This is a genomic window from Candidatus Microbacterium phytovorans (assembly GCA_029202445.1).
Lineage (GTDB): Bacteria > Actinomycetota > Actinomycetes > Actinomycetales > Microbacteriaceae > Microbacterium > Microbacterium phytovorans.
In genome coordinates this window covers 2,282,871-2,303,062 of the sequence record CP119321.1, presented here as the reverse complement: position 1 = coordinate 2,303,062, position 20,192 = coordinate 2,282,871, and the positions used below count along the sequence as shown (strand labels likewise).

Sequence of the window (20,192 nt, the reverse complement as noted above, 5' to 3'; positions counted from 1 at the left end):
GAGAGGTCCGAGGGGGAGGGATCATATAACCTCTTCTTCGCAGAAATCGGAATCGTCGATTCGTCCTGGAAGTTCTACACGGGTAGTCGCTGGGACGCAACAGTTGGAATCGCACACCTGCCGTCGATAGCGTGCACTTCATGCACCCACGAGCATTCATGACGACGTGGTCCATAGTGCGCCTTTCCATGGCGCTAGCGATCACTGCCGCGATCCTCACACAGCTCACCGCATCGGTGACCACGACCATCGAGCTCGGTCGTGACATGGCGACGGTTGTAGCGAACTTCTTCAGCTTCTTCACGATTTTGTCCAATGTCATCGCGGCGGTTGCATTGGGGTGGGCGGCGGCGGCCCAGCTGAGAAGGCCCGGTCCCAGCGAGTCGGCACTGGGGGCGATGTCATTGGCACTGGCGTGTGCCACGACCTACATGCTGATCACCGGAATCGTCTACAACGTGCTGCTTCGCGGGATCAGCCTGGATCAAGGCAGCCGCCCCGTGCCCTGGTCCAACGAAGTGCTGCACTTGATCGGACCGCTGTTCATGCTCGTCGACCTGCTTCTGGGGATCTCCCGGCGACATCTCCCACGGCGTTCGATCTGGCTGATCATCGCCTTCCCAATCGTGTGGACGATTTACACCCTCATCCGGGGCCCGCTGGTCACCAACCCCGCGAGCGGAGATACGTGGTGGTACCCCTACCCGTTCCTCAATCCGCACGCGCCGGGCGGGTGGCCCTCGGTCATGGCCTACGTTGCAGCGATCTCTGTTGCCTTCCTCGCGGTCGGCGCGTTCGTCGTCTGGGTGGGGAACCGACGCGTCAGGGAGAAGGACCGCGTTGACGCTACGGCTGAGGTGACAAGTCATCCAGACCGATGACGCGGAGGTTCCGGGACCCGAGCCCGTGCTGTTCGCGCACTGCGCGCTCCGCCCCGTCCCGATCACGAGCGACGACCGCCGCGCGCAACTCTCGGTAGAGCGCGCCACGTTCGGCGACATCGCCGAGCACCGGGCGCAGGCCGCGGAGGTTCCTCTCCATCGCGAGTCCGGCCTCCCGCATCATCACGGCGAACACGGTGTTCCCTGTACGCGCCGAAACGAACGCATAAAGCGACCTCGCAGCCGCGTACAGCGTCGGGATGTCGTCGGCATCCGATGCTGTGATTTTCGCGTCGATGAGCGCGACTGTCTGTGCGAGGTCGTCGTCGGTCATCCTGGGTATCGCCATTCGCATCGCGAGCCCCGCCTGGTAACCGGTGTACTCCAGGGTCTGCTGCGCCAACTCCGGCGTGGGGGTAGTGACCCGCGTGTAGCGGCTCGCCGACATCTCCACGAGGCCGATCCGCGCGAGACGCTGCAGCGCCTCGCGGACGGGCATGCGGGACACCCCGAGCTGCTCGGCGAGCTCCGCATCGCGAAGCCGTTCTCCCGGAGCCAAGGAACCGTCGATGATCGCCGCGCCGATGCGCTCGTAGACGACGTCGCTGAGAACCTCTCCGCGAGATGAGATGCCATCGAAGTGCGCCATCACCGTCGCTTTCCCCTCGCCCACGACATCAACAGATTCTACTCCCGCCCATAAACCGATATACCGATATGCTGACGCTCACATCCCCTGACGATGGAGAAGCGATGGCCCCCACCCCGCCGAATCCGCCCGCCACTCGCCGGCTGCGCGGCGGTTTGGGTATCCAGTCGAAGCTCCTGGTGATGCTGCTGCTCGTCGCGGTGGTCTCTATCTCCGTAACCGGCGTGATCGGCTTCCTTAACGGCCGGGATTCTCTTCGGGACGCGGCCTTCGAGCAGATGACAACCATCCGCGAGCTCCGCGCGAACGAACTCGAATCCGCTCTGAGGACGCTGCAGAACGGCGTGAAACTCGATTCCCGGACACTCGACACGGTGGAGGCGTCACAGGCATTCAACGCAGGGTTTGATGAGTTGCAGGACGAGCCGGTTACCGCTGAGGAACGTTCTGCCGTCCTCGATTACTACTCGGACTACTACATCCCCGAACTCGAAGCCCGAAGTGGGCAGCAGTTCGATCCGGAGGCGCTCCTGCCGGCGACACCCGCTGGGCAGCACCTCCAGGCGGCGTACACCGCCAAACACACCGACTACGACGAGTCGCTTGCGGTTGTCGACGCCGGTGACGGAAGCGCGTGGTCTGCCGCGCACGCCAAGTACCACCCTTATTTCAAAGGCCTCGTCGATGACCTCGGTTATGAGGATGTGCTCCTGATCAACGATGAGGGCCGCATCGTTTACACCGCGTACAAGGGCATCGATCTGGGTCTGAGTTTGACCGAACAGCCGATGACCGACACGGTGCTTACCGCCGCGTACACGGAAGTCATGCGTTCCAATACTCTCGACGCGGTCGTGATGACCGACTTCGAGCGATACTTGCCGTCGCTGAACGTGCCGAACGCGTGGGTGGTGTCCCCCGTGGGGCGCACCGGAGCCATCACGGGCGCCCTCGCAGTGCAGGTCCCCATCGACACAATCAACAGCGTGCTCACGGGGAATGAGGGCTGGACGAGCCAGGGTTTCGGCGCCACCGGTGAGGCATACATCGTCGGCGCGGATAACCTCATGCGATCTGTGTCCCGCGAGTTGGTGGAGCATCCAGACACCTACGCCGAACGAGCAATCGCGAATGGCACTCCGCCCGAGATCGCCGAACGGATCGTTGCCGTAAACGGCACAGTCCTGCTTCAGCCCGTAGACACGCCCGCCGCGAACCGAGCGCTGCGCGGCGAGTCCGGAACCATCGTCTCTTCGGGCTACCTCGGCAGCACGCGTCTGGCCTCGTTCGCCCCCCTGGACGCTGGTGGCCCGCGATGGGTGATCATCGCAAGCATCGAGGAGACCGAGGCCTTTGCCCCGGTCGTCGAGTTCACCAGAGTCGTACTCCTGTCGGCCGGGGCTCTCATCCTGCTCATCGCGGTGCTGTCGCTCCTTCTCGCACGCGTGTTCACTGCGCCCCTGAACCGCCTGATGTCTGGGGTCCGGCGCGTCGCCGCAGGCGACCGAGACGTCGAGGTCGACACCAGAACCAGGGACGAGTTCGCCGAGCTCGGTAGAGCGTTCAACGACCTCTCGCGGAACCTGCAGACGAAGGCAGACCTGCTGGACGCAGAACGCGCGGAGAGTGAGCGGATGTTGCTATCTCTCATGCCGCCTGCGGTGGCCGACCGCTACCGGCAGGGCGACGAGACCATCGTCGAGGACCATACCGACGTCACCGTCATCTACGCCGACATCGTCGGCTTTGATGACTACACCGCCGAGCTGGACTCCTCCCGGTCGCTTGCCGCCCTCAACGAAATCTTCACGGGCCTTGACGAGATTGCCTCCCGGCTCGGCGTCGAACGGGTTCGCACGAGTAAACAGGGCTACCTCGCAAGCTGTGGTCTGTCGGTGCCACGTGTCGATAGCGCTCGCAGGGTCGTCGAGTTCGCCGCCGCCGCGCAAGCGTTCGTTGAGCGTCTGTCCGCGCAGTGGAATGCGAAGCTCTCGCTGCGTGCTGGTATCGACAGTGGCAGTGTGACGACCGGTCTGGTCGGCCGCAACTCCGTCATATACGACATGTGGGGAGACGCGGTCAACCTGGCCCACCGGTTGCAGGGCGCCGCCATAGAACCTGGCGTCACTCTCTCGCAGCGGGTGGTTGACCGCCTCGGCGACATGTTCGCCGTGACGGACATGGGCATGACGGACGGCAAGACCGGTCCACAGCGGGCATGGCGGTTGTCGGCGGAGGATTCCCGTGTCTGACGTTTGGAACCAGTCATGGTTCTGGCCCGTCGTCGTCGTAGCGGTAGGCCTGCCCGTCACGCTAGTGGTCGCGACGGAAGTGACGCGCGCGCTCGAAAGACGCGGCAATCGGGCAGCGTCGATCGTCAAGCTCATACGAAACTTCGCCCTGCCCCTGGGTGCTCTTCTCCTACTTCTGACCCAAGTCGACAACCTCGCCCTCGAAGTAAACTGGTCGAGAATCGTGGCGACGGTCTTTGGATTCGTGCTGATCCTTGTCGTCATCAATCTGCTCAACTTCGCTCTGTTCGCCACCGCGGAGCGTGGGTCGTGGCGCCAGCGCATCCCGTCGATCTTCATCGACATCGTCAAGCTCGTCGTCATCGTCGTCTGCTTCGCACTGCTGTTCCAATGGGTATGGAACGCAGACGTCGGAGGGCTCTTCACGGCTCTCGGCGTCACGTCGATCGTCATCGGCCTCGCTCTGCAGAACGCCGCAGGCTCGGTCGTGTCAGGGCTGCTCCTGCTCTTCGAACAGCCGTTCCGACTGGGCGACTGGCTCGATACGGGATCGGTCCGAGGGCGCGTCGTCGAAGTCAACTGGCGGGCGGTCCATATCGACACCGGAAACGGCACCCACATCGTCCCGACGGCATCCCTCGCCGGATCCAGTTTCACCAACCTGTCGCGGGTGACGGACTTCTATGAAGCTCAGACCACACTGACGTTCGCGAAAACGGACGCGCCGAGCGACGTGGAGGCACTCATCCGTTCGACCGCGGCCGACCTGCCATTGCGACTGCCGGAAAGCCTTATCGATGTCACACCGGCAGGTGCGGGCTCATATCGTGTGTCGATCGCGGTGGCCAGGCCGGCAGACGAAGGGCCGACGATCGCCCTCCTCGTGGGGTGGCTATGGTTCGCCGCCCGCCGTGCCGGCTTGCACCTGGACGGTGAAGCGACCGACGGTGCGGTCACCGCGGAACGCAGCGAGAGTGCGGTGCGCCGGGTGGAACAGCGGCTCGGCCTGTCCGAGGATGACGCCGCAAGCCTCCGGGCCAGCGGTCGGCTCGAGAGGTTCGGGGCCGGCGAAGCGCTAACGCACGCCGGCGAGATCGCCTCAGGCCTACGGTTCATCATCGACGGCAACGTGGCTCTGACGGCCCATGTAGAGGGACGACGAATCGACTACCACTCTCTCAGTGCACCGGAAGCCGTCGGGCTCGGCGTCTACACGCAGCTTCCTGAGGCCGACACCGCTCGTGCCACAACATCGGTGACGACCCTCACGATCCCGCGTGATGTGGTCAGGGACCTCATTGGCCGATACGCCCGTCTTGCCGTCGAGCTCGGCCAGGTGACGGATCATCGTCGTCAACTCCTGAGTGTCGCGCGCGATCGTGCGGCAACGGCGGTTGGCGTCACCAGTTGACCGCGGGGGCCGTCCCCGACTCCACTCGAAAGGAACCTCATGACCGACGACCCTCGTCCGGAAACGCCCGTCGAACCGGCTGAACTAGACCACACCCCTCCGCCGGCTCCCACCGGTCCTTCGACCCTGCAAACGCTGCTTGCCGAGTTTGCGGGCACCTTCCTCCTCGTCCTGGGCGGAGTCGGATCCGCGCTGTTCGCCGCGAACTTCGGGGCGAGCAGCAACGGAACCTCGCTGGGCATCGGCTTCGTCGGGGTCTCCCTCGCATTTGGTTTGACCGTCGTCGCGGGCGCCTACGCCTTCGGCCCGATCTCCGGCGGACACTTCAACCCGGCCGTGACACTGGGCCTCGCAGCAGCGGGGCGGTTCCCATGGGCGAAGTCCGGCGCATACATCGCCGCGCAGGTCGTGGGCGGTGTCGTAGCTACTTCCGTGCTCGCGCTCATCGGGTCCTCCGCCGACGGATGGTTCGCTGCGGCGACCGATGGAGGATTCGCCAGCAACGGCTACGGCGAACTGTCACCCGGCGGGTACGGAATCGGCGGAGCCATCGGCGTCGAGATTCTCTTCACCGCGATCTTCCTGTTCGTCATCCTCGGTGTCACCCACCCCACCCGAGGTAACCCCGCGTTTGCCGGACTCGTCATCGGGCTGACGCTGACGCTCATTCATCTCGTCACCATCCCGGTCGACAACACCTCGGTGAATCCCGCCCGTTCGATCGCAGCCGCCGTCTTCGGTGGGGGTGACCCGCTGGCCCAGTTGTGGGTGTTCATCGTGTTCCCCATCGTCGGAGGGGTGCTGGCCGGTCTCGCACACAGACTCGTCTTCGACTCGCCCAAGAAGCTCTAGACGTTAGAAGTTGCGAGGCCGCCATGACGAGCACACTGACGCCATCGACGACAGGCGACGGCTCCAACGGAGACAAGCGTGCGCCTAGTTCCGACGACCCCGTTCAAGATGCTGCCTCGGACCGGGTGAGTGCGTGGTGGCTCGTGGGTGCGTTCGTCGGCGTGAGTGTCGCGGTCCTTGCGGCATGCAGCGGGATCCCGAACTAGCCAAAGACCTCTCCGCACTCGCGGAGGGAACCATAAGCCCTGGGGCGGAAGGAGACCATGATGGGAATCGATGACCTGGTAAACAAGGGCAAAGAGTTCCTCGAGCAGAACAAGGACAAGATCGAGGAGGTCCTCCACAGCGATAAGGCCGAAGAGGTCAGCGATTCGGTGCTGGACGCAGGAGCTGAGTTCGTCAAGAAGGTCGCTCCGGAGTCCGTCCACGACAAGGTCGAGGGCGTGCGCGACAACCTCGACAAGTCAATCGGCAACGACCGATGGCTCGCTGGTGCCGGGCGCTCAAGCGCCCGGCACCAACCCCCCTTCAACGCGCAACCCGCCCCGTATGTCCAATCACTACGACACCATCTCTCGGGCGTTGGCCCAATACACCCTCGCAGAGATCCGCTACATCGACGCCATTGCACCCGACAGCTTCCATGTGCGCGAGAGCAAGACAGGGGCGGTGGTGTTTCTTCACCCATCGCACCGGCCGCTGGTGGATTCCATCCTTGCTGGGCGCCGAGGTAACGAGGAGTAGGCGCGTCTGTCTTTGGCCCAATCATAAGCAGTGTGCGCCACCACTGCTCCGGGCGCTGGCGTCATTGAGCCGGTTAGGGTGAAGTCTCAGCGCCTACCGCTATAGAGCGCAGTGCCGCGGTGGCGTTCGGCGCCATAGAGACGGACGAGCACGTGCTCGCTCGTGAGAGTCGTACTGCTATCACTTCCGGAACTTTACTCACCGATCCACTTGTGAACCGGGCGACTGTCGGTGCTGGGGCGCACCCCGAACCCTCCAAAGTCTGGACAGGCCGTCGCTATCCGATAAACCGCGCCGGTGTGCGTCGTGCGGCGAGGACAGGAGACGGAAGCGGCGGGAGCCCCTCCATCAACTAGAGGATTGGATCTACGCAAACTCCTCCGCGGTAGGGACCGATGCCTCCGCATCGGTGACGACCTAGGGAGAAACATCAGTCCGGACTACCTCTGGAATGTCCGAACTACCTTTGGAAGTGACAAGTGGTGTCACGTCCAGAGGTAGTCCGGACAGCCTTCTCAGGAATGCCGCTAGTCCGGACTGATGGTTTGGGGGGTCGCCGAGCGATCACGAGGGTTAGTCGTCCAAACCTACTTCAGACTTTCTGGCGGCGAAACGCCCGATGGGAGGCGGGAAACAATCGGTGGTAGCAGTGTTGGTCATCGGAATGCATCTCGTTCGCCGCAATCGCCGCGGCATGCGCACGTATGCGAGACACCGGTGGGCCAACGGCGTAGTCGATGCCATCGCCATATGCTGCCGACTAAAGCGACGGCCCATTGGTGAAGAGATCGCCCGCGCGCCGCTTCGCCAATGGGAGTCGCTCCCAGACCGACTCAAGGATGCTGTTGTGCGTCGTTGAGTTCGGAGGGACATCAAGCGCATTCCCCAACGGCCAGGTGCGCCGTTCCGGATCCGTCGCAATCGAAGTCAGCTGACGTACCGCTTCTCCGGCGGGCAGCGTCGTCCAGTGTTCGAGGTCGCGTAGTGAGCCCAACAGCGTGGGTATGCCCGCGATCAACTCCGATGAATGTGCTTGAGCTAGCAAGTAGAACGGCTCCGCCGTGACGATCAGGCCGATCACTTGGCGTCGGCCAAGCATCTGCGAGAGAGCGGAATCGCCCGCCGCAACGAGGCTCGCGGTCCGCTCAATCTGCCCCTTTGCCTTCGAAATGTCGCGCTTGAACTGATCGTCCAGGGCCTGACTTCCCAGCCGCGCTTCAAGCGACGCGCGCGAAGCTTTGCACTCGACTACTAAGAGAAGATCGTCATTCACGGCGAACCAGTCGGCGCTTAGCTGACCCTTCCGGTACTCGATCTCAGGCAGGATCGTGAGATCCGGCGACAGAAGCTGGAGTTGGCGGCCAACGTACTGTTGGACTCGCTGACCCAAGTCGCGCGAAAAGGCGTCACCCCATGCGTCGCGAGCGCGGTGGTACAGGACGCTGGGTGAAACTGAGCTGTAGATGAGCTCTGGTACGGGTGCGAAGAGGCCGTCTGCGGTTTCGACCAGCGGGGTCCGCACCAGCGGGTTGTAGGAGAACCTGCGATTGGCTGGGTCTCCCGAGGAGACCTCCTTCGAGGCCGTCTTCAACTGCGGGACCGTGCGTGTGAGGCCATCCACCATCTTTGGTAGTTGGTCGGTGTACTCCAACATGTCCACAACTTGCTGGAAGGCGGGCGTGACCTTGTACTCACCGCGCTTGTTCATGACAACTGTGTGAACCAGGAAAGCAAGCGATATGAGGTCTGTGACCGACGAACCGAGGAGTTCGTCCCACGGCCAGTTCCGGCACCCCGGGTAGGGATCTTCGAACAGCGCGATCGACCGAAGGAGCTCTTCGTAGTCAGACTGCTGATACGGGAATTGTTCGTAGATGATCGGTGTGAGAATCGCTTGGGCGGTGTCGCCTCTCTCGTCATGTGCCTCACCGAAGATGTTGAACAGACGCCTCAGTCTCGCTTCGCTAAGCTGACCGCTCCGACTCTCATTCCCGGAGACAATGCAGTCGCGAACCATCGCGGCCACTGCCCACGGGGGGCGCATGCCCGGACGAAGTTCAACATCCCACCCTCCGCGGTCGGCGGCGTACCTCGCTAAGAACTGGATGAGATGACTGGGGGCGTACGCGCGCACTGCCTGAACAAAGTCCGCATACGTCGGCACTCGCCCCCCGAAGGTCCCCACGACGAGAGAGTACGCGATGACGTGAGCGGGGGGTTGCATTAGGACAGATCAGAGCCTTGGCCTCCCGAGCAACTTGGTGTGCCCGCCAAGGCTCCGCCGAGTGCGTCAACTGGAGTGTGGTGTTGCCGTGCCTGCGGAGATCTGCGTCAAGCTCCCCGACGGTGTCTCTCTCGAGACCGGCGCACTGCTCGAGGGCGCCGGGGTCGCCATGCACGCGGTGCAGCGGGCGGGTTACGCGGTTGCCGGTCAGAACGTCCTCATCAACGGATGCGGGCCCGTCGGTCTCGTCATCGCGAAGCTCGCCCTCACACTCGGGGCAGCGCATGTCGTCGCGGTCGAACCCAATCCGTTCCGCCAGGGGCAGGCCCGCTCGCTGGGCGCCCATGTGCTGCACCCGAAGGAGGACATCGCCACGATCTGTCAGGAGATCTCCGGGTCGCGCGGCGGGTTCGACGTCGCCTACGAGGTGTCTGGTGTGCGCGGGGTCCTGCCGCCACTGTTCGACGCGCTCCGCCGCGAGGGGACGCTCGTGACGATCGGACATCCGAGTGAGCCCGCGCCCATCGATATCGCGAAGTACATCAACAAGAAGGGCATCACGCTTCGTGGCATCTACGGCCGGAAGCTCTGGGACAGCTGGGACGCGCTGATGCTGCTGATCGAGTCCGGCCGGGTCGATCTGGACTGGCTCGTGACGCACCGTCTGCCTCATGCGCTCCGCCGACGAAGCTGTACATCTGCTCACCGGCGACGCAGGCAAGGTGCTGCTCATCCCCGACCTCGACTGACCCGGTCGACGTCGCGAGCCGCCTGCCCGGCTACGCGCCGGCGGGAGTCACGTCGTCGATGAAGGCCAGCTCCTCCGGCGTGAGATGCACCCCCGTCGCACCGAGGTTCTGAGACACCCGATCCGCGTCGGACGATCCGGGGATGGGGACGATGTAGGGGCGCCGCGCAAGCAACCACGCGAGGGCGATCTGCGACAGGCTGGCGTCGTGTCGCTTGCCCATCTCAGTGAGGCGTCCCACGATCTCGACGTTCTTCTCGTAGTTGCCCGGCGCCCATAGCGGTGACCGCCGGCGGAAGTCGTCGGGCGGGAACTGGTCGACGGGAGTCACTCCACCGGTCAGGAACCCTCGCGCCAGAGGTGCATAGGCGACGAGCCCGATGCCGAGCTCTTCCAGGACGGGGAAGAACTCTTCCGACTTCCGGGCGAACACGGAGTACTCGGTCTGGAGAGCCGTGATGGGGTGTACCGCGTGTGCGCGGCGCACCAGGTCGGGACGGGTGTTCGAAAGCCCCAGGTAGCTCACCTTCCCGGCATCCACGAACTCCTTCATGACTCCGACGACGTCTTCGACCGGCACCTTCGGGTCGTGTCGGTGCTGGTAGAGGAGGTCGATGTGGTCCAGCCCGAGGAATCGAAGGCTCTCGTCCACTACCTTGCGAATGAGTTCGGGAGACGAGTCCGGAACGAATCCGGGCTCGTACCCGAACTTGGTCGCTATCGTCACCTCGTCACGGAACGGGGCGATGGCGGCGCCGAGTAGCTGCTCTCCTCTGCCCCACCCATAGAGCCGCGCGGTGTCGAAGTGCGTGACTCCGTCATCGTGGGCGCGACGGATCGCCGCGATCGAGCGCGCATCGCTCTCGACGGATTCGAAGGCGATGCGCATCGCACCGTACCCGAGCGCTGATGTCTGCAAGCCCTGACGGCCGAGTGTGCGGTTCTCCATGACGTGTTCCCTTTCGGAGAGGAGGGGTGGGGCGAGGGTGCGGCTCGCAGCCGCGGAGTGCTACTGGGCCGGACCGTTCGCCATGATCTCGGCGATCAGTGCTCGCTCGTCAGCCGACAGCTCGACCGCCGCCGCCGCGTTGTTCTCCGAGACCCGCTCCGGGCTCCGCGACCCCGGGATCGGGACGATGTAGGGCTTCTGGGCCAGCAACCAGGCGAGTGCGAGCTGGGACAGGCTGATTCCCTTTGCCGCCGCTACCTCGCCGAGGCGCTCGGAGAGCTCGAGGTTGACGGGATAGTTGCGCGGGTCCCACCACGCGTTCATCTGCCGCCAGTCGTCGGCTGCGTATCCCTCACGCGGCTTGACTGCGCCGCTCAGGAATCCACGCGCGATGGGCGAATACGCAACGAGGCCCACCCCCAGCTCTTCGAGCACGGGGAAGTAGTCCTCGACACCTCGAGCGAACAGCGAGTACTCCATCTGCAGGGCGCTGATCGGATGAACGGCGTTGGCGCGCCGCACGTTCTCCGGGGATGTGTTCGACAGGCCGAGATAGCTGACTTTGCCCGCGTCGACGAACTCCTTCATGACGCCGACGACATCCTCGACGGGAACGTCGGGATCGTGGCCGTGCTGGTAGAGCAGATCGATCGAGTCGACACCGAGGCGGCGGAGGCTGGCGTTCACCACTTCGCGCACGTGCTCAGGTCGCGAGTTCGGCTGGAACGTCCGCTCGAAGCCGAACTTCGTCGCAATCGTCACCTCGTCGCGGATCGGGCGCAGAGCGTTACCGAGGAGCTCTTCACCCTCACCCCAGCCGTACATCTCGGCTGTGTCGAAGTGGGTGACTCCGTCATCGTGTGCTCGCCGGATGGCCGCGATCGACTCGGTGTCGTTGCTGGGGCCGTAGCCGAAGACCGTGCCCATCGCGCCGTATCCGAGGGGAGATGATTCGAGCCCCTGCGTGCCGAGTTTCCGAGTGGTGGCCATTGATGTGATCGTCATGACTTCAGCATAAGACATAAATGTCAGGGACTGACAATTACGTCGGGGTATGCTTTCGCTGTGGGAGAACTGGCGAAGGACGGCGGAGGCCTGCGCGCCGCAACGCGCGATGCAGTTCGACGTCAGTTGTCCGACGTCGCGCTCGACCTCTTCCTCGAGCATGGATACGACGCAATAACGATCGAGCAGATCGCCGACGAGGCGGGGATCTCGGCGCGGAGCGTCCATCGCTATTTCCCCGCGAAGGAAGACTTGGTCATCGACTCACCCGAGGCGTATGGACGCATCGTCGCGAGTGCTCTCTCAGTGCGCCCCCGCGACGAAGGAGTCATGACCTCGCTGTACTCCGCATACGCCGCGCTCATGGGCACGCGCGCTCAGGATCGCCGCGACAAGGTCGGAATGTATCTCCTCTCCCGCTCTGCATCGTTGCGCGCCCGCAATATAGAGAAGCACGAGCGTTGGGCCGAGCTGCTGACACCGATCGTGTCCTCGCGACTGAACGGCAAGGATGCGGATGTGCGCGCCCGCGCCCTCGTTCAGAGCAGCCTTTCGGCCTTCACCCTGGCCCTCACTACCTGGGGGAACCCGGAGGAGGAGCGTTCGGTGCAAGACCTGCTCAAAGTGACCTTCAGCGACCTGCTGCTGATCGATCGATCGCGGTGATCCGCCGCCCGGGGCGATTCAGCGGTTCGATCGAGATCCGTGCCACGATGTCGGCCGTCTGCTTCGCGCCTACCCCCTTTAGCTCGAGCTACGCACGTTGCCGGTAGACCTGTTGATCGCGGCGAAGTCGAGTGTCTGCTCGACGGGTGAGGCCACCGCGGCGCCCTGAGCTGTCGAAACATCAGTCCGAACTGCCTCTGGAAAGTCCGGACTACCTCTGGAAGTGACAAGTGGAGGGGCCGACGGGAATCGAACCCGCGCTGTCTGCTTGGGAAGCAGAAGTTCTGCCATTGAACTACAGCCCCATGCGCCGAGGCGCCGTCCCATCATAACCATCGTTGATGGTGCGACCCCGCCTCGTCGTCCCCTCAGAACCCATGCTTCTCAGGATGGTCTGGCGCTCCGGGCGGAGCCACAATGGTCGCATTCCCCCCGGAAGCAACTCCAGACAGCGACCTGCCCGCCCCCTGCCCCCACGCTTCGGCGTTGCGACGGCGGGCAGGTCGTGGGGGCGGCGGCCTCAGTCGCCGCGCACCAGCCCGTCTTCCAGCGCCCTCCGGTACAGCGCGGTCTTGCTCGCGACGTCGCGTCCGAGCAGCGTGTACTTCGCTCGGATGTTGCGGATGTGATCGACCACCGTGTTGCGCGAGATGAAGAGAGCGGATGCCACGGCATCCGCTGTCGCCCCTGCCGCGTAGAGCGCGAGCACCTCTTCTTCGCGCGGCGTGAGGTCGGGACGCAGGGGGCGACGGGTGGGGGCGATGCCTTCGCCGCGGGCGGCGCGGCGGGTGAGCGAGGCGCGCGCGCCGGCGCGGATCGCCGCGACCAGGGCGTCGGGACCGTCGGACGTGCGGACGGCACCCACGATGCCCGGGGGCATGTGCACGCGGTGCGGAGCCCCCTCGTCGTCGCCGCTCACGTACGCGACGATGGCGATGCCCTGCGCGACCAGGGTGCGGATGTCGTCGACGGGGGTACGGGGAGTGGATGCCGGGTCGAGCAGCACGACATCGAGATCGAGGGTCTGTGCGAGCAGGCTCGTCACCGTGGGTGCCGCGGCGGTGAGATGCATGTCGGGTCGGATGTTGATGATGGCGGAGGCTCCCACGACCATCGCCGGCTGATCTTCCACCAGGCCGACACGTGTGATCGGGCCCGCCCACCCCGATTGCGTGGCCTCCGCCGCACTCGACCGATCCATGACACTCCTCGGCTTCACGCCTGCTCGTCGGTGGGCGCCGGCCCCCCAGCCGACGCCCACCGAGGTTGAGAATAGGCATCACGCGTGCGTGCGCAGCGGTCTATGCACAGCCGCACCCCCAACACTGAGGGTGCATCCGGTGACAACCCCTACTTATAGGGGCCGTACGGCGGATGCCACCCTCATCGGAGACTGGTCCGTCACGGCCCGAGCGGAGGTGCGGCCGCCCGCTACGCTGGTGCCGTGCTGCTCAGTGATCGCGACATCCGCCAGGAGATCGACAACGGCCGCGTCGGCCTCGACCCGTGGGATCCCGCGATGGTCCAGCCGTCGAGCGTCGACGTGCGCCTCGACCGCTACTTCCGGCTCTTCGACAATCACAAATACCCGTTCATCGACCCGGCCGAAGACCAGCCCGACCTCACGCACCTCATCGAGGTGGCACCCGACGAGCCGTTCATCCTCCACCCGGGGGAGTTCGTGCTGGGATCGACCTTCGAGCTCATCACCCTCCCCGACGACGTTGCCGCCCGCCTCGAAGGCAAGTCCTCCCTCGGCCGACTCGGACTGCTCACTCACTCCACCGCGGGCTTCATCGACCCCGGCTTCTCGGGGCACGTCACGCTCGAGCTGTCCAACGTGGCCACGCTTCCCATCAAGCTGTGGCCGGGCATGAAGATCGGGCAGCTCTGCTTCTTCCGCCTCTCCTCGGCCACCGAGACCCCCTACGGCTCCGGCCCGTATGGCAACCGGTATCAGGGCCAGCGCGGGCCGACGGCATCCCGCTCGTTCCAGAACTTCCATCGCACCGACGTCGGAACCACCGACGCCGGCGCTCCGGGGCACTGACCCGCGCCGCGATCCGGACAGACGAAACGGCCGCTCCCCGAGAGGGAAGCGGCCGTCGTCGTGTGCGCGATCAGGCGCTCTGGGCCTCGCGACCGCGCTGGAACCCGGCGTCGAAGCCGCGCTCGTAAGCACGCTCGCCGTGACCGTGACCGTGACCGTGACCGTGACCGTGACCGCCGTGACCGCGACCGCCGTGGCCGCCCTCGCGGTGGTCGTGACCGCGACGACGGTCGTCGCATCCGCCGGCGTGCGGACCCGGCTCGCCGAACCGCGGACCGAAGCCGCGCTCGCCGAACCGCGGGCCGAAGCCGCGACCGGGGCCGAAGCCGCGACCACCGAAGCCGGGACCGAAGCCGCGACCGCCGAAGCCGTGGCCGTGGCCGCGGTGCGGGTGCGACGCGTGCTCGTCCCAGCCGAGCGCGCGGGCCATCGCCTCGAGCGACGCGACGGTCGTGGCGTAGTCCTCGTCGGACACGGCGCCGGCGACCTTCGCGCGGATGCCGTCCACCGTCTCCGCCAGACGGGCTTTCGCCGCCATGCCGTCGTCGGTGAGGGTCCAGACGCCGTCGTCTTCGGCGACCCAGCCGCGCTCGCTCAGCGAGCGGAGCTTCTTTCCGCCGCGCTGGATGCGATCGGCGAGGTGGGGAGCGTCGACGGTGCCATCGAGGACGTTGAGGATCATCCACTCGCGGCGCGTGACGCCTTCGGTCTCGAAGGCCGTCGCGAACTCGCGGGAGATGAGGCGATCGGCGGCGCGCAGCCAGTAGCCGATCGGGCGGGGTTCGTGATGTGCAGTGTTCTCCATGAGAAGTCCTTTCGTGGGGCCGCGGGTCAGATCCGCCGGCCGAGATACATGTCAGATGGCATGTGCATGTAGCATGACATGAACTGACAAAGCATGTCAAGTCGCATGTAAGTTGGAGGCATGACGGATGCCGAAGACCTCGACGCGATCGCCGCCGCCCTCGCGCAGCTGCGGGGTCGTCCCCGCGCCCCCTTCGGCTCCGGCGAGCGCGGCGGCGAGGGCCGCGACGGGCACCCGCGCCACGCCGGCCGCGGCGGTCACGACGGCCGCGACAGCCACGGCGACCACGGGGGCCACGGTGCGCCGCCATGGGCGCGTGGTCATGCCCAGGGCCCGTTCGGTCCGGGTACGTTCGGCGCAGGCCCGTTCGGCGCAGGACCGTTCGGACCGCACGCGCGGTTCGGCGGCGGCCCCGCACGGATGCGGCTGCTCGACGCGCTCGCGACGGCATCCCATCCGCTGTCGGTCAGCGAGGTCGGTGAGGCGATCGGCGTCGATCAGCCACGCGCGTCACGACTCATCCAGCAGGCCGTCGATCTCGGCCTCGTGCAGCGCGAAGCCGATCCGGCCGACGCGAGGCGCACGCGGGTCGCCCTCACCGATCAGGGCTCGCGCATCGTCCGCGGGTTCCGCGGGGAGCGCCGCGAACGGCTGCAGGCGGCGCTCGCCTCGTTCAGTCCCGAGGAGCGCGCAGAGCTCGCCCGGCTCCTCACGAAGCTGGCCGGTGCCTGGCCGGCATCCTGAATCGCTGCGCGAACCTCAGCTGTCTACGCGGTGCGCCGGCAGGCGGACGAACAGCAGCATGACGAGCCCGATGAGCAGCACGAGCCCGATGCCCAGCACGCCGTAGACGATCCCGCCGAACCACGCCAGGAACAGCGACCACGCCAGCGGCGAGAGGAACGACGCCACCCGTCCGGTCGTCGCGTAGAGACCGAAGATCTCGCCCTGCATGCTGGGCGGGGTCAGACGGGTGAGCATGCTCCGGCTCGCCGCCTGGGCGGGGCCGACGAACGCGCACAGCAGGAGGCCGCAGATCCAGAACACGATCGTGCCGAACTCCTTCAGCGCGAAGACGACGAACGCCATCGCCACGAGGCCCGTCAGCGCGATGATGATGAGCTTGCGCGCGCCGATGGCATCGTCGATGCGGCCGGCGAGGATCGTCGAGATGCCCGCGACGAGGTTGGCGGCCAGCCCGAAGACGATCACCTCGAGGAACGAGAATCCGAACCCCTGCGCCGCGAGCACCGCGCCGAATGCGAACACGCCCGCGAGGCCGTCGCGGTAGACGGCCGCCGCGACGAGGAACCAGAACGTCGGACGGTTCGTCGTGAACAGCCGCTTGAGGTTCTTGCCGAGCACGACGTAGGAGCGGAAGAAGCCGACCTTCTCCGACCCGCCGTACGCGGGCGACTCGGGTACGTTGCGGAAGAAGGGGATGGCGAACACGACGGTCCACACGGCGCACACCACGGCGACGAGCTTGTAGGCGAGCGGGTTGTCCTGCCCCAGGCCGAACAGCACCGGGATGCAGACGATGAGCGCGACGACGCCGCCGATGTAGCCGAGGCCCCACCCGAGGCCCGAGATGCGCCCGACGGTCTTCGGCGTCGACACCTCGGAGAGCATCGCGTAGTAGCTGACGTTGCCGATCTCGGCCACGACCGCGCCGAGGGCGACCGCGAAGGCGCCGAACCAGAAGTAGCGCGGGTCGGCCTCGACGAAGAACAGCGAGAACTGCACGAGGGCGATCGCGAGCGTCGCGCCGATGATCCACTTCTTCTTGCTTCCGCGGGCATCGGCCTGCTGGCCGAGCACCGGCGCGAGGAGCAGGATCAGGATGCCGGCGGCGAAGTTCGCCCAGCCCCACCACTCCGCGAGATCGGTGAGGCCCTGGCAGTAGGCGCTGCCCATGCTGGCTGTCTCGTTGCAGTTGAGGTAGCTGCCGTCGGCCAGCATCCCCGACTCCCGCACGGCCGGGTCGAGGAATTGGCGGGACGTCAGGTACAGCGCGACCCAGACGAAGGTGAGGATGACGGTGTTGAACGGCTGCATCGCCCAGTCCCACATCGCCCACGAGATCACCTGCTTGCGCGGGATCTCGCGGTCGACCGCCGTGTTCTGGAACGAGGCGCCGATGGCGCCGAGCGCGCGGGCGTTGGCGGCGGTCGGCGGTGTCGCGGCGTTCGCCCCGCCGGCATCGGTGTGCGCGGCGTCGGGGGAGGGCTGGTCGGGAGGCGACATGTGGGTCACGCTAGGACTCTTCCGTGAACGGACGGTGCCGCACCCGCCGAGCGGATGCCGCGCCCCCGCGCCGGTGCGGGGGTGTGCTCAGGCTACCGGCGACGCGCTCCGCCGCTGCGACCATTCGCGATCGAGGATCGCGTAGCGGCCCGTGTCGGTCCATTCGCCCTTCAGGAACATGTCCTCCACGAAGTGCCCCTCGTGCCGCATGCCGAGTCGGAGGCACAGCGCGACGGATGCCGTGTTGCGCGGATCGAGCTCGGCGTACACGCGGTGCAACTCCAGCTGATCGAAGCAGAAGTCGAGCAGGAGGCTCGCGGCCTCGGCGGCGTAGCCGTGGCCCTGCGCGGACGGCAGCAGGATCCAGCCGATCTCGGCGGCGCGGTCGTCGACGCTCTTGAGCTCGAGGTACAGAGTGCCGGCGAAAGCACCGTGCTCGTCGCGGATCACGGGCTGCAGGTAGTCGCCCGGCTTCTCCAGCAGGATCGCGCCCGCGTCGCGGGCGAGGACCTCCTCGACCTTCTCTCTCGACCGCGGTTCGTAGAGCAGGTACCGGCAGACTTCCGGATCGGACTGCATCGCGAAGAGCGGCTCGAGGTCGTCGGGGCGCAGCGGGTCGAGAGTGACCCGGCGCCCGACGAGACGGGAGAAGGTCCAGGGCAGCGGCATGAGGTCCATCCTGCCCGCGAGGTCGCTCCCTGAAAACTTGATATGAGTCGTGTCAAGTTGGTTTGACAGTGGCGGAGGGCGGGACTATCGTGGACGCCAGAACGAAGTTGAGCCCGCAGCGCTCAATGTTTGCAGACTTACCCAGATCCATTCCGCGAAGGAGAAACACACATGGCACGTGCAGTGGGAATCGACCTCGGAACGACGAACTCCGTCGTCGCCGTCCTCGAAGGCGGCGAGCCGAAGGTCATCGCCAACGCCGAAGGCTTCCGCACGACCCCCTCGGTCGTCGCGTTCACGAAGGACGGCGAGGTGCTCGTCGGCGAGACCGCCAAGCGCCAGGCCGTCACCAACGTCGACCGCACCCTCACCTCCGTCAAGCGCCACATGGGCACCGACTGGAAGACCCAGGCGATCGACGGCAAGAACTACACGCCGCAGGAGATCTCGGCCCGCATCCTGCAGAAGCTCAAGCGCGACGCCGAGCAGTACCTCGGCGACACGGTGACCGACGCGGTCATCACGGTCCCCGCGTACTTCAACGACGCCGAGCGTCAGGCCACGAAGGATGCCGGTGAGATCGCGGGCCTCAACGTGCTGCGCATCATCAACGAGCCGACCGCTGCGGCCCTCGCCTACGGCCTCGACAAGGGCAAGGAAGACGAGCTCATCCTCGTCTTCGATCTCGGTGGCGGCACGTTCGACGTGTCCCTGCTCGAGGTGGGCAAGGACGACGACTTCTCGACGATCCAGGTGCGCTCCACCGCCGGTGACAACCGCCTCGGTGGCGACGACTGGGACCAGCGCGTCGTCGACTACCTGATCAAGCAGTTCAAGGACACGACCGGCGTCGACGTCTCGGGTGACAAGATCGCCCTCCAGCGCCTCAAGGAGGCCGCGGAGCAGGCGAAGAAGGAACTGTCCTCGTCGAGCTCGACGAGCATCAACCTGCCCTACCTGTCGCTGACCGACTCGGGCCCCGTGTCGCTGTCGGAGACGCTCACCCGTGCAAAGTTCGAGGACCTCACCAAGGACCTCCTCGACCGCACCAAGAAGCCGTTCGAAGACGTCATCCGCGAGGCCGGCATCAAGGTGTCCGACATCGACCACGTCGTGCTCGTGGGTGGCTCCACCCGCATGCCCGCCGTGAGCGAGCTCGTGAAGAAGGAGACCGGCAAGGAGCCCAACAAGGGTGTCAACCCGGACGAGGTCGTCGCCGTCGGCGCGGCCCTCCAGGCCGGCGTCCTCAAGGGCGAGCGCAAGGACGTCCTTCTCATCGACGTCACCCCCCTGAGCCTCGGTATCGAGACCAAGGGCGGCATCATGACGAAGCTCATCGAGCGCAACACCGCGATCCCCACCAAGCGCAGCGAGACCTTCACGACTGCCGACGACAACCAGCCGTCGGTCGCGATCCAGGTCTTCCAGGGCGAGCGCGACTTCACCCGCGACAATAAGCCGCTGGGCACGTTCGAGCTCACCGGCATCGCGCCGGCGCCCCGCGGCATCCCGCAGATCGAGGTCACCTTCGACATCGACGCCAACGGCATCGTGCACGTGTCCGCGAAGGACAAGGGCACGGGCAAGGAGCAGTCGATGACGATCACCGGCGGCTCGTCGCTGCCGAAGGACGACATCGAGCGCATGGTGCGCGAGGCAGAGGAGCACGCCGCCGAGGACAAGAAGCGTCGCGAGGCCGCGGAGATCCGCAACCAGGCCGAGACGCTCTCGTACTCGATCGAGAAGCTCATCGCCGACAACGCCGACAAGCTGCCCGACGACGTGAAGACCGAGGTTCAGGCCGACGTCGACGCGCTCAAGACGGCGCTCGCCGGAGACAACGACGACGCCGTGAAGGATGCCTTCGACAAGCTCAACGCGTCGCAGGGCAAGCTCGGCGAGGCGATCTACGCGTCGTCGCAGGCCGAGCAGTCCGCCGACGCCGGAGCGCAGGGCGCGCCGGAGGGCGAGGGTGCGGCATCCTCTGAGGAGGACGTCGTCGACGCCGAGGTCGTGGACGAGGAAGACGAGAAGAAGTAA

The 20,192-nt window shown here is 65.7% G+C and carries 17 protein-coding genes, 1 tRNA gene and 1 pseudogene; 10 read left to right on the top strand and 9 right to left on the bottom strand.

The window, feature by feature from the left end; genetic code table 11:
* The first annotated feature begins 158 nt into the window (after positions 1 to 158).
* On the top strand, positions 159 to 881 hold the full coding sequence (locus tag P0Y48_10925; GenBank protein WEK12970.1) for a Pr6Pr family membrane protein: 723 nt from the start codon (positions 159 to 161) through the stop codon (positions 879 to 881).
* On the opposite strand, the gene P0Y48_10920 is transcribed toward P0Y48_10925, so the two are convergent.
* Positions 847 to 1,380, bottom strand: coding sequence for an FCD domain-containing protein (locus P0Y48_10920; protein ID WEK12969.1), 534 nt, complete (start codon positions 1,378 to 1,380; stop codon positions 847 to 849). The two genes, P0Y48_10925 and P0Y48_10920, sit on opposite strands and share 35 nt — an antisense overlap.
* A 254-nt stretch (positions 1,381 to 1,634) precedes the next feature.
* On the opposite strand from P0Y48_10920, the gene P0Y48_10915 reads away from it, so the two are divergent.
* From P0Y48_10915 to P0Y48_10900, 4 genes and pseudogenes are all read left to right on the top strand, one after another.
* A complete protein-coding gene (locus P0Y48_10915) occupies positions 1,635 to 3,782 on the top strand; it encodes an adenylate/guanylate cyclase domain-containing protein (protein WEK12968.1) in 2,148 nt (715 codons plus the stop codon).
* Positions 3,775 to 5,193 (top strand): mechanosensitive ion channel, encoded by a 1,419-nt coding sequence (locus tag P0Y48_10910; protein ID WEK12967.1) that lies wholly within the window; start codon positions 3,775 to 3,777, stop codon positions 5,191 to 5,193. The genes P0Y48_10915 and P0Y48_10910 overlap by 8 nt, the downstream gene beginning before the upstream one ends.
* Positions 5,194 to 5,232: 39 nt before the next feature.
* Complete coding sequence (aqpZ, locus tag P0Y48_10905; protein ID WEK12966.1) at positions 5,233 to 6,045, top strand: aquaporin Z; 813 nt, start codon at positions 5,233 to 5,235, stop codon at positions 6,043 to 6,045.
* A 266-nt stretch (positions 6,046 to 6,311) separates the two neighbouring features.
* Positions 6,312 to 6,524 (top strand): annotated as a pseudogene (locus P0Y48_10900) (Rv0909 family putative TA system antitoxin).
* A 1,025-nt stretch (positions 6,525 to 7,549) separates the two neighbouring features.
* Here the strand turns inward: P0Y48_10900 and P0Y48_10895 are convergent.
* Complete coding sequence (locus P0Y48_10895) at positions 7,550 to 8,974, bottom strand: hypothetical protein (GenBank protein ID WEK12965.1); 1,425 nt, start codon at positions 8,972 to 8,974, stop codon at positions 7,550 to 7,552.
* A gap of 127 nt (positions 8,975 to 9,101) precedes the next feature.
* On the opposite strand from P0Y48_10895, the gene P0Y48_10890 reads away from it, so the two are divergent.
* The gene (locus P0Y48_10890) at positions 9,102 to 9,824 is read left to right on the top strand and encodes a zinc-binding dehydrogenase (GenBank protein ID WEK12964.1); all 723 of its coding nucleotides are present in this window, start codon (positions 9,102 to 9,104) and stop codon (positions 9,822 to 9,824) included.
* Here P0Y48_10890 and P0Y48_10885 read toward each other — a convergent pair.
* Entirely contained in the window at positions 9,793 to 10,710 is a 918-nt protein-coding gene (locus P0Y48_10885; GenBank protein WEK12963.1) for an aldo/keto reductase, read from the bottom strand. The genes P0Y48_10890 and P0Y48_10885 overlap by 32 nt on opposite strands.
* 60 nt (positions 10,711 to 10,770) lie before the next feature.
* Entirely contained in the window at positions 10,771 to 11,715 is a 945-nt protein-coding gene (locus tag P0Y48_10880; protein ID WEK12962.1) for an aldo/keto reductase, read from the bottom strand.
* A 60-nt stretch (positions 11,716 to 11,775) separates the two neighbouring features.
* Here P0Y48_10880 and P0Y48_10875 point away from each other — a divergent pair, with 60 nt between their 5' ends.
* Positions 11,776 to 12,381 carry a helix-turn-helix domain containing protein gene (locus P0Y48_10875; GenBank protein ID WEK12961.1) on the top strand — a complete coding sequence of 202 codons (606 nt, stop codon included), beginning with the start codon at positions 11,776 to 11,778 and terminating at the stop codon, positions 12,379 to 12,381.
* A 231-nt stretch (positions 12,382 to 12,612) separates the two neighbouring features.
* On the opposite strand, the gene P0Y48_10870 is transcribed toward P0Y48_10875, so the two are convergent.
* Positions 12,613 to 12,686, bottom strand: a tRNA-Gly gene (locus P0Y48_10870).
* 215 nt (positions 12,687 to 12,901) lie between these two features.
* A complete protein-coding gene (locus tag P0Y48_10865) occupies positions 12,902 to 13,582 on the bottom strand; it encodes a LuxR C-terminal-related transcriptional regulator (protein ID WEK12960.1) in 681 nt (226 codons plus the stop codon).
* Between the two features lie 243 nt (positions 13,583 to 13,825).
* Between P0Y48_10865 and dcd the strand changes: the two genes are divergently transcribed.
* Positions 13,826 to 14,431, top strand: a complete 606-nt coding sequence (gene dcd, locus P0Y48_10860) for a dCTP deaminase (GenBank protein WEK12959.1) — start codon at positions 13,826 to 13,828, stop codon at positions 14,429 to 14,431.
* Positions 14,432 to 14,501: 70 nt separating this feature from the next.
* Here the strand turns inward: dcd and P0Y48_10855 are convergent, their stop codons facing one another.
* Positions 14,502 to 15,236, bottom strand: a complete 735-nt coding sequence (locus tag P0Y48_10855; protein ID WEK12958.1) for a hypothetical protein — start codon at positions 15,234 to 15,236, stop codon at positions 14,502 to 14,504.
* A 120-nt stretch (positions 15,237 to 15,356) separates the two neighbouring features.
* Between P0Y48_10855 and P0Y48_10850 the strand changes: the two genes are divergently transcribed.
* On the top strand, positions 15,357 to 15,980 hold the full coding sequence (locus P0Y48_10850) for a MarR family winged helix-turn-helix transcriptional regulator (protein ID WEK12957.1): 624 nt from the start codon (positions 15,357 to 15,359) through the stop codon (positions 15,978 to 15,980).
* Between the two features lie 15 nt (positions 15,981 to 15,995).
* Here P0Y48_10850 and P0Y48_10845 read toward each other — a convergent pair whose 3' ends face one another.
* Positions 15,996 to 17,483, bottom strand: a complete 1,488-nt coding sequence (locus P0Y48_10845; protein ID WEK12956.1) for an MFS transporter — start codon at positions 17,481 to 17,483, stop codon at positions 15,996 to 15,998.
* Positions 17,484 to 17,570: 87 nt separating this feature from the next.
* Positions 17,571 to 18,152 carry a GNAT family protein gene (locus P0Y48_10840; GenBank protein WEK12955.1) on the bottom strand — a complete coding sequence of 194 codons (582 nt, stop codon included), beginning with the start codon at positions 18,150 to 18,152 and terminating at the stop codon, positions 17,571 to 17,573.
* A 171-nt stretch (positions 18,153 to 18,323) separates the two neighbouring features.
* On the opposite strand from P0Y48_10840, the gene dnaK reads away from it, so the two are divergent.
* Positions 18,324 to 20,192 (top strand): molecular chaperone DnaK, encoded by a 1,869-nt coding sequence (gene dnaK / locus P0Y48_10835; protein ID WEK12954.1) that lies wholly within the window; start codon positions 18,324 to 18,326, stop codon positions 20,190 to 20,192.